Annotated in this window: 21 protein-coding genes and 1 tRNA gene; 7 read left to right on the forward strand and 15 right to left on the reverse strand. The window is 28.6% G+C overall.

All coding sequences use genetic code 11. The features are described 5' to 3' along the window. Positions 1–335: 335 nt before the first annotated feature. Together D3Z33_RS12855 and D3Z33_RS12860 are read left to right on the forward strand one after the other, a co-directional pair. Complete coding sequence (locus D3Z33_RS12855) at positions 336–995, forward strand: TetR/AcrR family transcriptional regulator (protein WP_160198178.1); 660 nt, start codon at positions 336–338, stop codon at positions 993–995. Beyond that, the gene (locus tag D3Z33_RS12860) at positions 979–1,251 is read left to right on the forward strand and encodes a hypothetical protein (protein ID WP_160198179.1); all 273 of its coding nucleotides are present in this window, start codon (positions 979–981) and stop codon (positions 1,249–1,251) included. The genes D3Z33_RS12855 and D3Z33_RS12860 overlap by 17 nt, the downstream gene beginning before the upstream one ends. Before the next feature lie 469 nt (positions 1,252–1,720). Here D3Z33_RS12860 and D3Z33_RS16980 read toward each other — a convergent pair whose 3' ends face one another. After that, positions 1,721–1,948, reverse strand: a complete 228-nt coding sequence (locus D3Z33_RS16980) for a DUF2798 domain-containing protein (RefSeq protein WP_160198180.1) — start codon at positions 1,946–1,948, stop codon at positions 1,721–1,723. After that, positions 1,935–2,396: a MarR family winged helix-turn-helix transcriptional regulator gene (locus D3Z33_RS12870; RefSeq protein WP_160198181.1), complete on the reverse strand. Its 462-nt coding sequence runs from the start codon at positions 2,394–2,396 to the stop codon at positions 1,935–1,937. The genes D3Z33_RS16980 and D3Z33_RS12870 overlap by 14 nt, the downstream gene beginning before the upstream one ends. 68 nt (positions 2,397–2,464) lie before the next feature. On the opposite strand from D3Z33_RS12870, the gene D3Z33_RS12875 reads away from it, so the two are divergent. Together D3Z33_RS12875 and D3Z33_RS12880 are read left to right on the forward strand one after the other, a co-directional pair. Continuing rightward, on the forward strand, positions 2,465–3,064 hold the full coding sequence (locus D3Z33_RS12875; protein WP_160198182.1) for a PadR family transcriptional regulator: 600 nt from the start codon (positions 2,465–2,467) through the stop codon (positions 3,062–3,064). Further along, complete coding sequence (locus D3Z33_RS12880) at positions 3,054–4,307, forward strand: acyl-CoA thioester hydrolase/BAAT C-terminal domain-containing protein (protein WP_160198183.1); 1,254 nt, start codon at positions 3,054–3,056, stop codon at positions 4,305–4,307. Before D3Z33_RS12875 ends, D3Z33_RS12880 begins: the two co-directional genes overlap by 11 nt. A gap of 382 nt (positions 4,308–4,689) precedes the next feature. Here D3Z33_RS12880 and D3Z33_RS12885 read toward each other — a convergent pair whose 3' ends face one another. The 7 genes from D3Z33_RS12885 to D3Z33_RS12910 form a co-directional block, all read right to left on the reverse strand. After that, positions 4,690–6,189, reverse strand: a complete 1,500-nt coding sequence (locus D3Z33_RS12885) for a GGDEF domain-containing protein (RefSeq protein WP_160198184.1) — start codon at positions 6,187–6,189, stop codon at positions 4,690–4,692. Positions 6,190–6,396: 207 nt separating this feature from the next. Further along, the gene (locus D3Z33_RS12890; RefSeq protein WP_160198185.1) at positions 6,397–6,762 is read right to left on the reverse strand and encodes a hypothetical protein; all 366 of its coding nucleotides are present in this window, start codon (positions 6,760–6,762) and stop codon (positions 6,397–6,399) included. A 327-nt stretch (positions 6,763–7,089) separates the two neighbouring features. Beyond that, complete coding sequence (gene def / locus D3Z33_RS12895) at positions 7,090–7,539, reverse strand: peptide deformylase (RefSeq protein ID WP_160198186.1); 450 nt, start codon at positions 7,537–7,539, stop codon at positions 7,090–7,092. A gap of 401 nt (positions 7,540–7,940) precedes the next feature. Next, a complete protein-coding gene (locus D3Z33_RS12900) occupies positions 7,941–8,225 on the reverse strand; it encodes a tyrosine-type recombinase/integrase (RefSeq protein WP_201750532.1) in 285 nt (94 codons plus the stop codon). After that, complete coding sequence (locus D3Z33_RS16985) at positions 8,191–8,313, reverse strand: hypothetical protein (protein WP_279279088.1); 123 nt, start codon at positions 8,311–8,313, stop codon at positions 8,191–8,193. Before D3Z33_RS16985 ends, D3Z33_RS12900 begins: the two co-directional genes overlap by 35 nt. A 654-nt stretch (positions 8,314–8,967) precedes the next feature. Beyond that, entirely contained in the window at positions 8,968–10,326 is a 1,359-nt protein-coding gene (gene rlmD / locus D3Z33_RS12905) for a 23S rRNA (uracil(1939)-C(5))-methyltransferase RlmD (protein WP_160198187.1), read from the reverse strand. A 108-nt stretch (positions 10,327–10,434) separates the two neighbouring features. Next, positions 10,435–10,854, reverse strand: coding sequence for an ATP-binding protein (locus tag D3Z33_RS12910; RefSeq protein WP_160198188.1), 420 nt, complete (start codon positions 10,852–10,854; stop codon positions 10,435–10,437). Between the two features lie 204 nt (positions 10,855–11,058). On the opposite strand from D3Z33_RS12910, the gene rd reads away from it, so the two are divergent. Beyond that, positions 11,059–11,220, forward strand: coding sequence for a rubredoxin (rd, locus tag D3Z33_RS12915; protein WP_130806144.1), 162 nt, complete (start codon positions 11,059–11,061; stop codon positions 11,218–11,220). Between the two features lie 34 nt (positions 11,221–11,254). Here the strand turns inward: rd and yihA are convergent, their stop codons facing one another. From yihA to D3Z33_RS12945, 6 genes are all read right to left on the reverse strand, one after another. Beyond that, positions 11,255–11,842 carry a ribosome biogenesis GTP-binding protein YihA/YsxC gene (gene yihA / locus D3Z33_RS12920; protein ID WP_160198189.1) on the reverse strand — a complete coding sequence of 196 codons (588 nt, stop codon included), beginning with the start codon at positions 11,840–11,842 and terminating at the stop codon, positions 11,255–11,257. Beyond that, positions 11,832–14,183 carry an endopeptidase La gene (lon, locus tag D3Z33_RS12925; protein WP_160198190.1) on the reverse strand — a complete coding sequence of 784 codons (2,352 nt, stop codon included), beginning with the start codon at positions 14,181–14,183 and terminating at the stop codon, positions 11,832–11,834. Before lon ends, yihA begins: the two co-directional genes overlap by 11 nt. A gap of 200 nt (positions 14,184–14,383) precedes the next feature. Then, complete coding sequence (gene clpX, locus D3Z33_RS12930; protein ID WP_160198191.1) at positions 14,384–15,649, reverse strand: ATP-dependent Clp protease ATP-binding subunit ClpX; 1,266 nt, start codon at positions 15,647–15,649, stop codon at positions 14,384–14,386. 18 nt (positions 15,650–15,667) lie between these two features. Further along, the gene (clpP, locus tag D3Z33_RS12935; RefSeq protein ID WP_160198192.1) at positions 15,668–16,252 is read right to left on the reverse strand and encodes an ATP-dependent Clp endopeptidase proteolytic subunit ClpP; all 585 of its coding nucleotides are present in this window, start codon (positions 16,250–16,252) and stop codon (positions 15,668–15,670) included. A gap of 31 nt (positions 16,253–16,283) precedes the next feature. After that, a complete protein-coding gene (gene tig / locus D3Z33_RS12940; protein WP_160198193.1) occupies positions 16,284–17,570 on the reverse strand; it encodes a trigger factor in 1,287 nt (428 codons plus the stop codon). 164 nt (positions 17,571–17,734) lie between these two features. Then, positions 17,735–17,819, reverse strand: a tRNA-Leu gene (locus D3Z33_RS12945). 683 nt (positions 17,820–18,502) lie between these two features. On the opposite strand from D3Z33_RS12945, the gene D3Z33_RS12950 reads away from it, so the two are divergent. Beyond that, positions 18,503–18,763 (forward strand): cysteine-rich small domain-containing protein, encoded by a 261-nt coding sequence (locus tag D3Z33_RS12950; protein WP_160198194.1) that lies wholly within the window; start codon positions 18,503–18,505, stop codon positions 18,761–18,763. A 144-nt stretch (positions 18,764–18,907) separates the two neighbouring features. Next, entirely contained in the window at positions 18,908–20,248 is a 1,341-nt protein-coding gene (mgtE, locus tag D3Z33_RS12955) for a magnesium transporter (protein WP_160198195.1), read from the forward strand. The last annotated feature ends 13 nt before the right edge of the window (positions 20,249–20,261 follow it).

Below are 20,261 nucleotides of genomic sequence, written 5' to 3' on the forward strand. Positions count from 1 at the left end.
ACTCTAACTTTATTATAACAACAACATTAAAATAAAACTGTTCCTGTTTTGCTAAATATTGATATATGATTCTTTTTTATATTAAAGTCTTTGTATTATTCTCATATCTTTCAGATTTGTTTTGAAATAAAAAATTAACAAGTTCTCTAAATTCCGAAAATAGTTTAACTCTTAGTGCTATAATTATTTAATTTTAAAAAAATCAGATTTTAATCCTTTATGTATAAATTCTAAAGTAACTTATGATTATATTATAATAAAATATACCTTGACATGTAAATTATATAATGATATTATTTAATTATAGACCGACGGTCGGTATGAAGGAGGGTATAATGATAAACAACAATTCATCTAATCAAACATATGAAGATATTCTATCTACTGCATATAGCTTTTTTATTAAAAAGGGATATGAAAAAACAAGTATACAAGAAATTATTAATGAGTTAGGAATTTCTAAAGGAGCTATCTATCATTATTTCAAGTCAAAAGAAGAAATATTACAGTCAGTATTACTTTCTGAAAGAGAAAAAGCCAATACTTATTTGGATAAATTAATTCTGGAAGTAGATGGCTATAATGCACAAGAAAAGATTAAACATATATTAAACAGATTAACAAGTGATGAAAAAATAAATACAACAAATAGATTTTTACTTAATCAAACAAACAATAGTAAGGCTATTATGCAAAATATTATTCAAACAGTTAATATAGATTCAATTAAATTTTATGAACTGATTCAAGATGGAATTAAAGATGGTTCATTAAATACAAGATTTCCAAAAGAATGCTCAGAATTACTACTTTTACTGTGTAATATATGGCTAAATCCTATTTTATTTAATAGAACATACGAAGAGACCATAAATAGGTTTATATTTATTCAATTTACTATGAAACAATTAGGTGTAGATGTTATAGACAATAAATTATTAGATAAAGTTAAAAATAATCTTAAAGGAGTTGGAATAAATGAAAACACTAAATAGCAAGGCTTTAGAAAATAGAAAAAAGGCAATGGAATCATCAAAAAAAATTGTTAAAGATTATAAAATATTTACAGCACCTTTAGATGTAAGAAAAAAACGTGCCATGCTAGGTACTACTTGTGGAACTTTAGGAGTTTTAGCAGCTGGAGCATTTTATGTAGTTAAGTCATACAACATAGCAACAGGATTAATGATTGGAGGAGTAGCAACACTAGGTGTTAACTTAGCAACATCAAAATTATTAAACAAAAAATAAACTTAGTACCAAATTAGTTAAATGATATAAACAAAAACTAAAATAATACGTGTAAGTCGGTCATATGAATTAGTTCAAAATTAAGTGGCCGATTTTTACACGCATATCTATTCCATTTATAATAGTTATTACAATGATTACCCTTAAGGGATGTCTTTAATTAATTGCGGTATGATAATTGTAATCTCTATTAATTCTCTCTACTATATACTGATAAAATCGCTAAACTTGGATCTATGTCAATAAAATAGACACAAAAAATCAAACTTTTATGTAGATTTTTAATCCTTTGCTCATATTGTTAAGGGCTTAAATATCAAATAATACTGTGAAATCTCTTTCTATTGTACCAAAATTTAATGTACTTAAATATGTCTAGACTTGCAGAATCATAATCATATCAAGACTGAATACTTTTATAAGATTTCATATCTGTAGAAGCATACCTTTCTACGCTCCACCTTATCTACTATTCCTCCACTACCTTATTTACTATCTTCTCTGCCAATGGAATAAATATATTCGCCAATGGTATAGAAATTGCCGTACCCAACAATGAAGATTTTAAAAATGCCATCATGAATCCTGCTCTAAATCCATAATTTATTAATACCATAAAAAAGGCAATAGGTACAGATATAAATACAGCAGCAAGACATGAAAATACAACTCCCCTATACTTCTTATTTATTTTCACAAATATCATCTCCTTTTTGATTTCTATCTAGTGATTTTATTGACATATTCTTTAATATATTGGATAACACCTCTAATTCATCATCATTTACATTTGGTGAAATCAATTCATCCCAAGATTTTAATGCGTTATATATTCTGTGTTTCACCTTTAAAGCTTTTTCTGTGACTTGAATTCTATAGGACCTTTTGTCCCTTTGATTTTTTATTCTTTTTATATACCCTTTATCCTCAAGACTCCTTATACTCCTTGTTATCGCTGCCTTATTAATATAATATATTTCAGCTAAATCCTCTTGAGTCAATTCTTTATTTTCATAAAGTTTTATCAAATATATATATTCACCTGATGTTATATCTAAGTCCTTCAACTCATTATTTATAAATTTCTGAAACTGTCTATACAATATAGATATCCATCTGCCAAAGTCTTCGTATACGTTTTTCATATTTTATCACCATATTTATTTTATAAAAATATAGTTGATAAGTCAACTATATTAGAGGAGGAAATATATTGATAAAATTAATGCTATTAGGTTTATTACAACAAAGAGATTTGACAGGTTATGAAATAATACAGTATTTAAAGTTGAGTCATGCAGAGAGTTGGGCAGGTATTAAAATAGGCTCAATATATTATGCACTTAATAAAATGGAAGAAAGTGAACTGATAAAAGTTCAATGTATTGAGAATATAGGAAATCGTTCACGAACTTTTTATTCGATTACTGAAAAAGGAGAAGATTTTTTCGAAACCGAACTAGAAGATATCCTCAGTAAAGTTGACCTTAATTTTCCTAATTCTTTATATACTGCTGTAACTTTTTTAGGAAAACTACCCTATGAGAAAGCAATAAACGCTATTAATATTCACATTAAAAATCTGGAAAAAGAGTTGCTAAATTGGAAAGCTGCTGAGAAATCAAAAGAAAAAGTACAATCAAAACCATTGCCTAGTTATATGAAAGCTCTGCTAAAAAATGGTTGTACCCATATTGAGGTAAACATAGAATTTTTAAAAGAGATAAAGGAGCTGCTGCATAAAGAATCATTTGAGGTTCACTTACCTCCATTAAATAAAATAGGAAAAGGAGAAAAAGATTATGAATCCTAAAATAATTTTACCATCAACTAATCAACTAATCGACGAAAGTCTAAAGCTTCAAATTACAGGATTAAAACCAAACCAAAAGGTGAAAATACAAGCAGAAATGCAAGACGATGTAAAAAGAACATGGTGTTCCTTTGGAATTTTCACAGCTGATTACCAAGGAACTATTGATTTAAATACAACAGCACCTAAAAAAGGCTCATACAGTGGTTGTGACCCTAATGGTTTGCTATGGTCTATGCAAATAAAGGAAAGTAATACTCCTTTTCCACCTATATTTTTAAAAATGACTACTCAACCTAATAAGGTAAGTTTTTATTTGTTAATAAAAGATAAAATAAAAGATACAAGAGAAGTACATATTAACTTTACTAATTCTGATACTGAACAAATTGTTGTTCAAAATTTAATAGTAGGAAAACTTTTTAAGCCTAAAGGAAAGGATAATCTACCAGCTGTAATTATAGTTGGGGGATCTACAGGAGGACTCTTTTGGACAGAACAAATAGCAGCTTTACTTAGTAATAAAGGATATGCAGCTCTTGCTTTAAATTACTTTGATGTTCAAAATGATAATTTACCAAATGAACTCATTGAAATTAAAATAGAATACTTCAAAAGAGCTCTTGATTGGCTTAAAAGCAAACCCGAAATTGACGACAGCAATATAAGTATAATGGGAATTTCTAAAGGTGGTGAGTTATCATTATTATTTGGTTCATTTTTTTCTAAGCATTTAACTTCTATTATTACTTACGTACCTTCTTCCCATGTATTTGAAGGAATTTCCATGGTAGAACATAAGACAAAATCATCATGGACTTATAAAACCACCCCTATTAACTTTATACAATACCCATCAAATACAAAATTCTCAAAAAATATGACTCCCACTGATATACGAAAAATTCATGATAATGCATTAAATTCAGCTACTTCTAAACAATTAGAGAGTGCTCGTATTCCAATTGAAAATATATCATGTCCTATTCTTATGATTTCTGGTGAAAAAGATAATACTTGGCCATCCTCAAAAATGTGTAGAGATATGATGCAAACTTTAGAAGAACATAATAATCCTTATCAATCAAAACACTTAAATTTTAGTAATATGGGACATACTTTCTTTCTCCCTAATATCCCTCCTATGATTGATCATCCATCAGTAATGGCAAAAAACGCTGCAAATGCTAACAGAAAAGCTTGGGAGGCAACACTCAATTTTTTGGTTAAACATTCTAATTAAACTATGGGAAATCTCAACATAATTACTACACGTAAAAATAATGCACCTAAATTTCGGTGCATTTGTTTTTATTATCTGAGATATTTTAAAAAACAGTTAACACAAAATCATAAATCTAATCAATGAATACAAACTTCCAACTCGCCAATTTGCACTTTATTTCTAAACTCATCACCATTTGTAATGGAATAAAAATAACCTATAGCCTTATATATAGCTATTCCATAGATTCTACTCTTTATATTCCTACAACAAACTCCACATGTGTTTAGGTAGTTAAATAATACTAAAACTCAGATTATATTATTATTATTTGCAACTTCTTTTGCAAATTCAATAAGTCAATGATTAGATTGTTATTATCTTTCCTGTGATTTTTTATCTACAAATTTTTCATCAGTAAATCTACTCTTTCAACTCTATTTCGTCCATCTTTTTTTGCTTGATACAATGCTTGATCAGCTGCATTTATAATGTTTTCAGGATACATACTTTCATCAGGAACAACTGATGCTACTCCCAAACTAATAGTAATAATTGTGGCTAAGCCTTCATTTTTCATACCTAGATTTTCAGTTTTAGCTCTTATATCTTCAGCTACTACCATAGCACCATCTTCTGTAGTATTGGATAATAAAACTACAAATTCTTCACCACCGAAACGAGCTACAATATCCCCAGATCTTTTTAATGTATTCTTTATTACATCAGCTACATTTCTTAAGCATCGATCTCCAGCTAAGTGTCCATAACTATCGTTATACATTTTAAAGTTATCAATATCTACCATAATTAAAGATAAAGGAAGATTTTCTCTTATACTACTCTCCCATACCTTTTGTAAAAAACTATCAAAATATCTCCTATTAGAAATATTAGTAAGTGGATCTATCATTGAAATTCTTTCCAAATCTTCATTCGTTTTTTTAAGCTTTTCATTTGCATTATTAAGTTCTTGAGTTCTTTCCATAACATCTAACTCAAGTTTTTTATTTAGTGCTCGAAACCTTCTAACCCCATATAAAGATATCAGGGAAATTAAAAATAGGATTATAATAATTGCATATAGAAAAGTTCTCTGTATGCTCTCTTCAGTAAAATAAACAACTTTTTTCCCTTGCCAATCACTGAGTATATCTGCCATTGTCCCGTCATCATTTAACTCTTCTAACCCAACATTAATTAAATTTAACAGTTCTTCATTTCCCTTTTTTATTGCTATCCGTGAATATTGTGTTTCTATAGGCTTCTCTAAAACCTCTATCCCTTCCACTTTGCTCTGAGCTAATTCATATTTACCTATCCACCTATCAGCAACAATGGCATCTAGTTCACCAGACTTAATCATTTGAAAGCCAGTGTTCCAGTCTGATATTGTCACTATATTTATTCCATCATATTCTGTTAGTAGGTAATATGGATATCCTCCAGATTCTACACCTACATTTTTATCTTTTAAATCAATAGCTGTATAAATATCTGTGTTTCCGTATTCTTTAAATATAGAAAAATCCATTCTTAATAATTCATTTGAAAAGTCATAGAGTTTTTCTCTCTCTGAACTAGGATTAATTTGTAGCAATGCATCTGCTTCTCCTAATAACACCTTATTCTGGGCTTCTTGCCATTCAGTAGCTTTAATTTCAATTTTATATCCAATTTTTTTACCGAGCTCTTTTGCTATGTCAACTACTATTCCTTTTGCTGTTCCATTTTCTTCAAAAATAATGGGAGCTATATTATTATTACCCATGAAAACCAGTGTCTTTTTATTATTATTATAATCTGAATACAAATATGTAATTTGTTGATATAGTAGAAATACTACTATTAATATCATGGCAAATAATACTATATTTTTATTAAGTTTATTTTTCCCCATGATATATCACATCCTGATATTTGTTTTTTACAGCAGAGTTTATTTACAGCTCATCATTAGTAATATCAATAACGTTATTAATAATATTATATATGTATATATTTTTTCAGTCAATTTATACAAGTAAAGTAATTGCTCTAGACACTATAATAAAAAGATCTAATAAAATTAGCTCATAGGCTGTACCTATAAGCTAATTTGCAAAATTTAACAGAGCATTTGCAATCCTTCTGCCAACAAAGTAGTTAATTGCTCCGGTTTTTTCAAATATTTTTCTGCACAAGACATTTCTCCAGCTACTTTTGTCATTAGAATATAGGTCTTCTTTTTGTCTCTTTCAAATCCCAAAATCTTAGGAACTGGCAGCTTTCCCTGTAACCATTCCATGACATGATATTCATTCTCTGATTCATCACTTAACGTTTGTATTTTAAGAACTTTATCATTAAACAGAATCTTACATTCCCACATCATCAATAGAATACTCTTCTTCATCAATAAAGGTTTTAGTTTTTTTAGGTCATCTAATTTATTAATAGTTATATCTGTATAAATATCACTTTTTATAATCATAATTAACTCCTATATTTATAGAGATAATTATATATTATTTTTACAAATACTACATTCTTAAATGATCACTTTCTTACATTCTTATTCTATCATTTATAATGTACTACCTATTTCATTAAACCACCTTACTTATTTATCGATTGCGTATAACGTTCTTGCTATGTTGTGACGTTCCACATGTTTTTCGTGGAATGTCTGAAAATAACATGTTATCTGTAGTAGAACCCTAAGAATTACTCAAGAAAACTAAGCCTTTAAAGTAATTGACATTGTTCTTACACAATATAAGGATTATACGTATTAACTGCAATTTATTTAATGTTATTCTTATATAAATTCTGTTACTTTATCTATAAACAGTATCCCATCTAAATGATCAATTTCATGGCATAAACATTTTGCCAAATCTCCTTCTCCAGTTATGATAATTTCTTTTCCTTTTTCATTTAATGCTTTTACTTTAACCTTTTTAGGTCTTATTAATTTTCCCCATTTACCTGGAATACTTAAGCACCCTTCTACAACCTTTTGCATTCCTTCAGTCTCAACTATTTCTGGATTTATCAGATATATTATATCCTCACCCATATCTATTACAACAGCTCTTTTTAAAACCCCCAACTGTGGCGCTGCAAGCGCCGCACCATTTTCTGTATTATTCAATGTATCTACCATATCTTTAAGTAAAGTTAAAACTCTATTATCAATCTTTTCTACCTGTCTACTTTTTTTTCTTAATATATCATCGCCCAAATTTCGAATATTCCTTAATGCCATTTTTTTAACCTCCATTTGCAAATATTATATAATTCTTTTCATCATTTACCTACCTATCTTGTTATTGAAGAGTATGTTACTATTATCTAATATCTATCTTATTTATTTTATCTTTTTAGGGTCTGTTAAAGAATATTGCTGAAATTTGTGTTTATTTTAACTTGATTCATTTAAAATATAGTGAAAATTCCAAAACAATGTCATCAAATACTAGCAAATTAAACTATTTTATAAAATCAACATCTTTCTTAAGCATAGCCTTTCTTTGAAATACTTTGTTATTACAGATAACTTATTTTTTCTCGAATCTTATGTCAGGAATACCACCAATTTTAACACCTTTTCCGAATCAACGTTCAGGAATATCCTCCTATAGATTTACCTCCCACAAAATTCCCCTACTAAAATATATCATACAAAGGACTTCGTATCTTTCTTATAGTATTTTTAGATACATGCGTATATTTTTCAGTAGTCTTTGAGCTAATATGTCCTAGTAGTTCTTGTATATATCTTATATCAGTTCCTGATTCTAGTAAATGAATAGCAAAAGAATATCTTAGTGTATGAACTGATACATCTTTTTGTAAGAAAGCTATCTTTTTTCCTCCTGGAAACAACCAATCTTTAGGTTCATAAATCTGTTTATATTTATTTACTATATCTAATGCTACTTGGGATAGCAATGTATGTATATCTATCTTTTCTTCCTTCCCCTTGTACTACATGTAATACTATCCTATCTTCATAAATATCTTTAACTTTTAGTCTCACTACCTCTCCAACTCTTAACCCTGAAGAATACACTAGATTATGATTAAAAAACCTTATAACATTATTACTGTAGGATTCTATACTCTTATCAAAAATATCAATTAATTCATGGAATTTAATAGTATCTAAATTAAAAACTTCTATTATTTTATCAATACTTTCTTCTATATATGGAATAGCCCAGTATTTTTCTTATGCTTCCCATACTCTACCATTTATTGTTTTTATCTTTCGGACTTTTTCCTTGTCATAATTAAACTTAATATAAAGTTTGTCTTTATTTATTACTACAACCCATATATCTATATCCATAAGCTCTAATTCCTTTTATTGGTTATTACTATATACCATTCTATCATATTTTTCAAAATATTCATTTGTTTTTAGCGTTTTTCAAATATATTTTTCAAAAAATCCTATCAAAATCATTCCTTTAGAATCTCATGGGTGGAAATGCATTTCAAGTTATACTGCTTCCCATATTTCTTTATGTATAATTGATGGATGACTTTCTTCTATATAGTACATTAAGGCTTTTTCATTTCTAGTACACAATAGCCCCCTAAACAAAATATGTTCCCTAAGACTAACTTAAGGAACATAAAACACATCTACATATTTACTTAAAACCTTCTAAACCTTTGCTATTTCAACCTATTTCTTCTCTATCAACACAACTGTCTCAACGTGCGGAGTATGTGGAAACATATCCATACATTTTACTTTCTTTACTTCATAACGAAAGCTTTCAAATTCTTTTAAATCTTCCACTAATGATGTTGGCTTACAAGAAACATACACTATGCGTTTAGAATCAAATGCTACTATTTTTTCTATTGCAGATTTATGAACTCCTACTCTTGGTGGATCTAATATGATTAAATCTGGTTTTATATTTATATTATCTATTTCTTTTAATACATCTCCAGCTATAAATTCACAATTATCTAATCCATTCAATTTTGCATTGTCACGAGCTTTTTCTACTGCTTCTTCTACTATTTCTATTCCTATTACTTCGTTAGCTACTGGAGCCATTATTTGAGCTATTGTTCCTGTTCCACAATATAAGTCAAATACTGTTTTATCTTTTGTATCTCCTGCATATTCTCTAGCTATTTCATATAATTTTTCTGCTCCAGATGAATTTGTCTGGAAAAATGAAAAAGGAGATATATTAAATTCAAGTCCTAGTAATTTTTCAGTTATAAAATCTTCTCCATATATTGTAATAGTTTTATCACTTTGCACTACATCTCCTAAATTATCATTTAGTGTATGAAGAATACCTTTTAACTGACCTATATAATCAATATTTTTTAATCTGTCAACTAAATCATCTAACTCTAATTCTTGCTGTGTGCTTGTTACAAGATTTACTAATATTTCACCTGTAATTTCTGCTTTTCTTATTACTAGATGTCTAAGTACTCCTTCATGCTTTCTCTTATGATAAAAAGGTACTTTCTTTTCTCTAAAATATTCTAAAACTACATTAAGTATATTTGTAAAATCATCATCTACTATCTCACAATATGGAACAGACAATATTTCATAAAATTTCCCTTTTTGATGCATTCCTAATGTAAGTGGACCTTCTTTATATTCATCTCCAAATGTAAATTCCATCTTATTTCTATATCTCCATACATTTGGACTTTTTTCTATACCTTCAAATTCAAATCCTTCAATACCTGCTTTATGAAATAGATCTAATACTTGATTTTTTTTCATTTCTAATTGATCATTATATGTTAAGTTCTGATAACTACATCCTCCACAATCCCAAAAGTGAATACATTGAGGCTTTATTTCTCTTTCACTTCTTTCTATTACTTCAATTAGATTTGCATCTATTTTATTTTTTCTATTTTTCTTAGTTCTAACTTTTACTATTTGTCCTGATGTAGCACCTTTTACTACAACTCTTTTATCATTATATGTTCCTATGCCTTTATTAGGAAACTCAGTTTTTTCTATTTTAACTTGAAATTCTTTCTTCTTTTTTGCCATATCAATTTTCACCTCTCAACTTTCTATTATAAGTATAATATATTATTTGCTTAAAACAAAGAAAAATAAACAAAAAAATAAACTCTCTTATGAGAGTTCAAGCAAAAACTATCTTAAAATATTAGTGATTCCAAAATCACCTTGTAGATACTTTATTGCTATAACTTTATTTTCTTTTACATAAAATTCATCACTCAATCCATCTACTATCTTGAGACCTCTTCCACCAGTATTTAAACTCAAAGGATTGTATTCTTCTCTATTATATATAAATCCTTCACCTTCATCTTTTACTTCTATTTTTAAATATTTATCTGATATTTCTATTAGTAAGTCTACAAGCTTTTCTTTTTCTCTTCTATTACCATGACGTACTCCATTACAAATTAATTCATCTAATATAAGTCTTGCTTCGAATAATAATGAGTCATCTTTTATTATTGATTGTAAGTTGGATTGAATACTCATAAGATCTTCCTTTATAGCTATCAAATCGCTTTCCAAAGATCTTTCAATTGTATAACTCAATGTCATCACACCATTCTATTATGATTATTTTTCTTTCTATAATTTAATTACCCTTTTTAAATATGAATAATCTTTAATTAACTTGTTTTTTGCTTTTTATATTAGTATAATATAGTTGTGATTCAAATGTTTAAAACATTTGAATTGTGGGTAACATTTAATTAGTTACATAATATTACTATATATATGAAAGGGGTTTTGATGATGAAAAAGTATGTATGCATACCATGTGGTTGGGTTTATGATCCTGCAGAAGGAGATCCAGATGGAGGAATTGAGCCAGGTACTGCTTTCGAAGATATTCCAGAAGATTGGGTTTGTCCAGTTTGTGGCGCTACTAAAGATATGTTTGAACTAGAAGAATAAGATTTTAAAGGCTTCCTAAATTAGGAAGCCTTTTTTATGTGTTTAACACTTTTTTTATTATATTCCATACTTTATCTTTATTCAACTTCTTTGTAGCAGAAAAAGGTATTACTAAACTTCTATCCTTTATTCCTAGTTCTTTACATATAACAGATACTTGTTTTGATCTTTGATTATTTGATAATTTATCTGCTTTTGTAGCTACTATTATGCCTTTAAAACCTATTGACTTTATCCAATCATACATCATCTTATCATGCTCACCAGGACTATGTCTTATATCAAGTAATAAAATAACTTCTTTTAGAGATCTTCTTTCTGTGAGATATCTATTTATCATATCTCCCCATTTCTCTCTTTCTTTTCTTGATACTTTTGCATATCCATAGCCAGGTAAATCCACAAATCTAAAATCATCATTTATATTATAAAAGTTTAATGTTTGTGTTTTTCCAGGCTGACCACTTGTTCTTGCTAATTTTTTTCTGTTTATAAGTGCATTTATAAGAGAAGATTTCCCCACATTAGATCTACCTGCCAAAGCTATTTCAGGTGAATCTTCTGGTGGGTATTGAGATGGTTTTACTGCTGTTATTATTATTTCAGCTTTTTTAATTATCATCTTTTTTCTCCTCTACTAAAGCATGTTCTAATACCTCATCCATAGTTTTAACAAATACAAAGTCTATATTTTTCTTTACTTTGTCAGGTACTTCATCAAAATCTTTTTTGTTATCCCATGGCAATAATACTTTTTTAATACCTAATCTATTTGCAGCAAGAACCTTTTCTTTTACTCCTCCTATAGGAAGAACTCTACCTCTTAATGTTATCTCTCCTGTCATAGCCACATCACCATTTACAGGCACATTAGATAGTGCAGAAATAACTGCTGTTGCCATTGTTATACCAGCTGATGGTCCATCTTTAGGTATAGCTCCTTCTGGCACATGTATATGAATATCTCTATTACTATGGAATTTTTCATCAATCTCTAATTCCTTTGTTTTAGATCTAATATAACTTATACCAGCCATAGCAGATTCTTTCATAACATCTCCAAGTTTTCCTGTAAGCTGAAGTTTTCCCTTTCCTGGCATTGGAGTTACTTCTATTGATAATGTCTCTCCACCAACTGCTGTCCAAGCAAGTCCAGTAGCTATTCCTATTTGATCATTTCTTTTAGTTTCATTTCTTCTATATTTTGGTGTGCCTAAATATTTAGAAAGTGTTCTCTTATTTACCTTTACAGATTTTATTTTTTCTTCAACTATTCTTTTAGCAGCTTTTCTCATTACATTTGCTATATTTCTATCTAACTCTCTAACTCCTGCTTCTCTTGTATAGTCTTCTATTATAGAAGCTAAGGTATTATCTGATATTGATATATTTTTTTCTGTTAATCCATGTTCTTTTCTTTGTTTAGATACTAAATATTTCTTTGCTATTTCAATTTTCTCATCTTCAGTATATCCTGAAATTCTAATTACTTCCATTCTATCTAATAATGGTCTTGGTATTGTATTAAGTGAATTAGCCGTTGTTAAAAATAAGACTTTAGATAGATCAAATGGAACCTCTAAAAAATTATCAGTGAATGTATTATTTTGCTCAGGGTCTAATACTTCTAGTAAAGCTGATGCAGGATCTCCTCTGAAATCACTGTTTAACTTATCTATTTCATCAAATAAAAATACTGGATTTTTTGAACCAGATTTTTTTATGGAGGATATAATTCTACCAGGTATAGCACCAACATAAGTTCTTCTATGACCTCTTATTTCAGCTTCATCTCTTACTCCACCTAAACTCATTCTCACAAACTTTCTATTCATTGCTCTTGCTATAGATTTTGCTATAGAAGTTTTCCCAACTCCAGGAGGTCCTACAAGACAAAGAATCGGCCCTTTCATATTTTTAGCAAGTTTTCTTATAGCTAAATATTCAAGTATTCTTTCTTTAACATCTTTTAACCCATAATGGTCATTATCTAATATTTTTCTAGATTTTTTTATATCTAACTTATCTTTAGTTTGAATATCCCAAGGAAGTTCTATTATCCATTCTAAATAATTTCTTATAACACCTGTTTCTGCTGAAGAAGGTGATAATCTTCTTAGCCTTTCAGCTTCTTTTATTGATTTTTCTTTTACCTCTTCTGGCATATTTATATTTTCTATTTGCTCAATATAATCATCAACTTCTGCATCTAGTCCTTCTTCTTGACCAAGCTCTTTTTGAATTGCCTTAATTTGCTCTTTAAGGTAATATTCTTTCTGAACTTTATTAATTTGATCTTTTACTCTAGAGTTTATTTCTTCTTCTATTTCTAACACTTCTATTTCTTCTTCTAGCATTATATGAAGTACCTCTAGACGTTTATACGGATTAAATGCTTCTAATACTTTTTGTTTATCTTCTGGGTTTAATTGGATATAGGAAGAAATTACATCTGCAAGTCTTCCTGGTTCTGTTATCTCAGAAATTGAAACTAATATTTCAGAAGATAAATTATCTGATGCCTTAACGTATTCTTCAAAATTATCCATTACAAGTCTCATCATAGCTTTCATTTCTTTGTCTGATTGTATTTCAGATTCATATACTAACTCTTCAACTTCCACTTCAAAAAATGGATCATCTTGTAATACTTCTCTTACCTTTGCTCTATTTATACCTTCTACCAAAACTCTAATAGTATCTCCTGGAAGTTTGAGCATTTGCTTTATCTTACAAATTGTACCTACTTCGTAAAAATCGTCTTCTGTAGGCATATCAATTTTTGCTTCTTTTTGTGAAGTCAAAAATACTAATGAATCATTTACCATTGCCTCTTCCAAAGCATTTACCGACTTATCTCTTCCTACATCGAAATGTATTACCATATAAGGAAATATTGAAAGTCCTCTAAGTGGTATAAGTGGTATTGTTCTCTTGTTTGATTTTGCTTTATATTTATCCACCCTAATCTCTCCTTTAAATCTTTTTATTATAAATCATAACTGGGTAGAATTTTAATACTGATGTTAAAATTCAAGTAATACTATTATATTAATAAAAACACCTTACTGCAATAGTATATCCTAAAAATGATCTTTATTAAAGTATTACCCTAATTAATATTAAAATATCAAAAGCCGAGGGAAAACCCTCGGCTCTGTTTTTAAGAAGCATTTTCTTCTTTATCATCTTTATCTTTTTTTCTTTTTTCTGATAAGACTAATGTAGGTTCTGAATTTTTATCTATAGAATCTTTAGTTATCAGACATTTTTCTATATCATCTCTAGATGGTATATCATACATTATATCTAACATAATCTCTTCTAATATTCCTCTAAGACCTCTAGCACCTGTTTTTCTTTCAATAGCTTTTTTAGCTACAAGTTTTAATGCATCTTCTTCAAATTCTAAATCAACATTATCAATATTAAACAATTCTTTATATTGTTTCACAAGAGCATTTTTAGGTTTAGTGAGTATTTCAACTAAAGCTTCTTCATCAAGTTGACTTAATGATACTATAACAGGGAGTCTCCCTACAAACTCAGGAATTAATCCATATCTTAATAAATCTTCAGGTTGAATAAGCTTTAACATTTCTCCCACATCTTTAATTTCTTTACTTTGAATGTCAGCTCCAAAGCCCATTGCTTTTTTTCCTACTCTTTGTTGTATTACTTTATCTATACCATCAAAAGCTCCTCCTACAATAAATAATACATTAGTAGTATCTATTTGTATAAACTCTTGATGTGGATGCTTCCTTCCACCTTGTGGCGGAACACTAGCAGTTGTTCCTTCTAATATCTTAAGAAGTGCTTGTTGGACTCCCTCACCACTTACATCTCTTGTTATAGATGGATTATCAGATTTTCTTGCAATCTTATCTATTTCATCTATATATATAATACCTTTTTCAGCTTTTTCTACATCATAATCTGCTGCTTGAATAAGTTTTAGAAGAATGTTTTCTACATCTTCTCCTACATATCCAGCTTCAGTTAAGCTTGTAGCATCAGCTATGGCAAAAGGCACTTTTAATATTCTTGCTAATGTTTGAGCAAGTAATGTTTTACCAGAACCTGTAGGTCCAAGCATTAAAATATTACTTTTTTGAAGTTCTATATCATTATTATTCTTTCTATTTATCCTTTTATAATGATTATATACTGCCACAGCTAAAGATCTTTTTGCTCTATCTTGTTTTATTACATAATCATCTAATATTTCATTTATTTCTGATGGCTTTGGTAACTCATTCATGTCAAAGTCCATATTTTCATCAAATTCTTCTTCAATTATCTCTTGACATAACTCTATACACTCATCACAAATATATACATTAGGTCCTGCAATAAGTCTTCTTACTTGTTCTTGAGACTTGCCACAAAATGAGCATTTAAGTTCTTTATCTTCAAACCTTGCCATTAAGACACCTCTTTTCAATTATTTCGCGGAACTTATGACCTCATCAATCAAACCATATTCTTTCGCCTCATCAGCAGTCATGAAATTATCCCTGTCTGTGTCTTTTGATATTCTTTCTAAATCTTGACCTGTTCTGTCGGATAAAATCTTATTTAATTTATCTCTCATTTTCAAGATTCTTTCTGCATGTATCTTGATATCTGCTGCTTGGCCTTGTGTTCCACCTAATGGCTGATGAATCATAACTTCAGAATTAGGTAGTGCATATCTTTTACCTTGTGCGCCTGCTGCAAGTAAAAATGCACCCATGCTTGCACACATACCAACACACATAGTTGATACATCAGGCTTAATATATTGCATTGTATCATAAATTGCAAATCCAGATGTTATAGATCCTCCTGGACTATTAATATAAAGTTGGATATCCTTATCAGGATCTTCTGCCTCTAAAAATAACAATTGCGCTACTACTAAACTTGCTGTTACATCATTAATTTGATCACTTATAAATATTATTCTTTCTTTTAATAATCTAGAATAAATATCATAAGATCTTTCTCCTCTATTTGTTTGTTCTACAACCATTGGTACTAATGCCATAAACAAATCCCTCCCGGTACAATTATATATTTTAAACTAGTTTAGCATTATCTACTAAAAACTCAATAGTCTTAGTCTTAATTATACCCATCTTGATTGATTCTAAATCTTCATCTCTCAAGTTCTTTTTAAATTTGTCTACATCTTGTTTGTATTGTTCTGCATATTTTTCTAACTCTTTATCTACATCTTCATCAGAAGCTTCAATATTTTCTTTTTTTCCTATCGCTTCTAATACAAGATCACTTTCAACTAATTTTTCTGCATTTGGTTTTAATTGTTCTTTTAAATCTTCTATTTTAGAATTTGTAAGTTCTAAATACTTCTCTAAATCAAGTCCTTGATATCTTAATTTATAATCAAGATTTCTTATCTCTTCATCAGTTTGTGAGTCTATCATTACTTCAGGTATCTCAACTTTTGAATTTTCCATAACTTTTTCTATTACATTATTTTGTAACTCTGCGTTTTCTTTATCTTTTGCTTCTTTTTCTAGTTTAGCTTTAATATCTTCTTTTAATTCATCTAAAGTATCAAATTCACTTACATCTTTTGCAAATTCGTCATCTAATTCAGGTAATTCCTTTTCTTTGATTTCGTGAATTTTTACATCGAATGTTGCTTTTTTACCTTTTAATTCTTCTGCTTGATAGTCTTCTGGGAATTCTACATTCACTTCCACATCTTCACCTGTATTTTTACCTACTAATTGTTCTTCAAAACCTGGAATAAATTGCCCTGAACCGATTTCTAATGTTTGGTTCTCAGCTGTTCCACCTTCAAATTTTTCTCCATCTACTGATCCTGAGTAATCAATTACTACAGTATCTCCTTCTTTAACTTCTCTATCTTCTACTGCTACAAGTCTAGCATTTCTATCTTGCATAGTCTTTAATTCATTTTCCACATCTTCATCTGTTACATTATACTCATTTTTTTCAACTTCTATACCTTTGTATTCACCTAACTCAACTTCAGGCTTAACAGTCACTTCTGCTGTAAATATTACTGGCTTTCCTTTTTCAAGTTCAGAAATATCAATATCTGGTCTATCCACTGGCTCTATCTTATTTTCCTCTATAGCATCACTATATGCTTCAGGAAGTATTATGTTTATTGCATCCTCATAAAAAACACCTTCACCATATCTTGATTCGATTATTTTTCTTGGTGCCTTTCCTTTTCTAAAGCCTGCTATATTAAATTTAGATCTGTTTTGTAAATATGCCTTTTGAACAGCTTTATCAAATTCATTATACTCTACTTGAAACTTTAAAGTTACTTTGTTATTTTCTTTTTTTTCTACAGTTGCACTCATTTATTCGTTTCCTCCTTAAAATCGTAAATCTATTTAACCTTTGTCAAACTATGATAGAGTTAATTATATCATAATAGATGCGTTACAAAAAGGTTTAAATGTAACTTTATACCTACATACTAAAAAAACCCATGGATCTACCATCGGTTTCAGCATTTTGTCAATGGTGCGGGAGAAGGGACTCGAACCCCCACGTCAATGACACTAGATCCTAAGTCTAGCGCGTCTGCCAAATTCCGCCACTCCCGCATAAATATAATAAACTCTTCTTCAACAGATTTTATTATATTATTTATCTTTTAAAATGTCAATAGAATAGAAAATAAAAAAATATTCAAAAAATTTTTATTTTTATGTTTAACATTCATATTTTGAGGTATATATATAATACTATTAATAGAAGGGGATGATTCCACCAAAGTAAAAAAGTATTAGATTCATTTAATTTACAAATCTCTAAGTATTATCATCAAAGTAATTGTCTAAACGATTATAATAATTTCTTAAATGTGTAACAGCAAAGTTTAAGAAATATTATCAAATCAGTTAATATGACAAACTTAATGATAATATAAAAAATGAGAAAAGTAATATATTAAAACTTTAAGGTTATTGTATTTAAAGTAATTGTAATACTTAACCTATACAAGTTAAGTCGATAAACAAACTTTAAAATGATAAACTTTAAAGAAAATATCTATAAGTAGTAGTATTTAAATAGTAGTATTAAAGAAAACAAAAAAGTAAATAGTAGTATTATTTAAGTAGTAGTATCGGGTATTTAAAAAGAAAGGAATGATTCCCCCAAAAATTAATAGTGTTACCTCATAGAAAGGAACATCTCAAGAATTTATAAGAGATGTTCTTTTCTTTATGTTTTTAGAAATATAATATGTTATAATCAAATTAATAAAACAAATGGGGGTATCTTTATGAGCGAAAACTATAAATTTAATCAAAATGAAAAATGTGAATATTTCCCTTGCCATAAGGTAAATGATGTTAAAGAGTTCAATTGTCTTTTTTGCTATTGTCCTTTATATGCATTGAAGGATAAATGTGGTGGAAATTTTAAATATAATAATGGAATAAAAGATTGTAGTGATTGTACCATTACTCATAGTAAAAATGGATATGATCATGTAATGAGTAAAATAAGTAAAATAATAGAAATTGGAAGTAAAATAGATTAGGATAATCCTAATCTATTTTATATTTCAATGTAAAAATTTACCCGAATAGTACAATAGTAATCTATTATCAAAAATATCAATATTTCAGTACACTAAAGGGTATATATATTAGATGTTAAGAATAACGTATGATCGGAGGCAACTATGGACTATAAATCTTATCAAGAAAATTTATTAAGATATTTATTATACATACCTAAAAAAGATTTAAAAAATACCATATCTAGAATTCATCCTGAAGATGTATTAGATGCATTAAGACTTTATGAAGGTGATAAAAAGAAAATACTTTTAAAAATTCCTGAGGAAGTTATGGTTGATATAATTGATCAAGCAGAAGATGAGGAAAAATATGAGCTATTATCTTTAATGCCTGAAAAAAACCAAAAAAAAATAATTGAAGAAATGTCATCTGATGAATTAACTGACCTTCTAGGTTCAATATCAAATGAAGAAGCAAATAGAATCATATATAATATGGATATTAATGATGCAGAAGAAATACGAGAATTGCTTAGCTATGAATCTGATACTGCTGGTGGTATAATGGCTACTGAATTCATAGCTATAAGGGAAGAAATGACAGTTGCAGATACTTTAAAGTACTTACAAAAAGAAGCCCCTAATGCTGAAACTGCCTATTATTTATATGTATTAAATGATGAAGAAAAATTAAGAGGTATTGTTCCTCTAAGAGATTTAGTTATACGAAACTTTGATGTGGTTATAAAAGATATTATGAATGAAAATGTTATAAAAATACCATGGGATATGGATCAAGAGGAAGTAGGAAATATATTCGAAAAATATGGATTCTTATCCATGCCTGTAGTAGATAATTCTGAAAAAATGTTAGGAATTATAACTGCTGATGATATTTTTGAAATAATGAAAGAAGAATATACTGAAGATATGTATCTTTTAGCTGGTCTTGATGAAGATGAAAAAATTGAAAGAACTATAGGTGAATCAGTAAAAAATAGACTTCCTTGGCTTTTTGTAAATCTCTTAACTGCAATATTAGCTTCAATAACAGTATCTCTATTTGAGAGTACTATTAGTAGAGTAGTTGCTCTTGCTACATTTATGCCAATAGTAGCTGGAATGGGTGGAAATGCTGGGACTCAGACTTTAACCCTAATTGTACGTGGTATTGCAATGGGCGAACTTGAAGTAGAAAACACTAAAAAAATATTATTAAAAGAAATTAGTATTGGATTATTAAATGGATTAGCAATTGGATTTGCTATAGGAATTATAAGTTTTATCTGGGAAAAGAATATTGTATTTGGTATTGTAATAGCAACATCTATGATATTAAATATGTTAATTGCTGCTATATCAGGATTTAGTATACCTATTTTACTTAAAAAATTAAATATAGATCCTGCGCTTGCTTCATCTGTTTTTGTAACTACAATGACTGATGTCTTAGGTTTCTTTTTCTTTTTAGGACTTGCTAGTATTTTTATTGAATTCCTTTAAACACTTATGATAA

This window comes from Senegalia massiliensis, assembly GCF_009911265.1.
In the GTDB taxonomy this organism is placed as follows: Bacteria; Bacillota; Clostridia; order Tissierellales; family SIT17; genus Anaeromonas; species Anaeromonas massiliensis_A.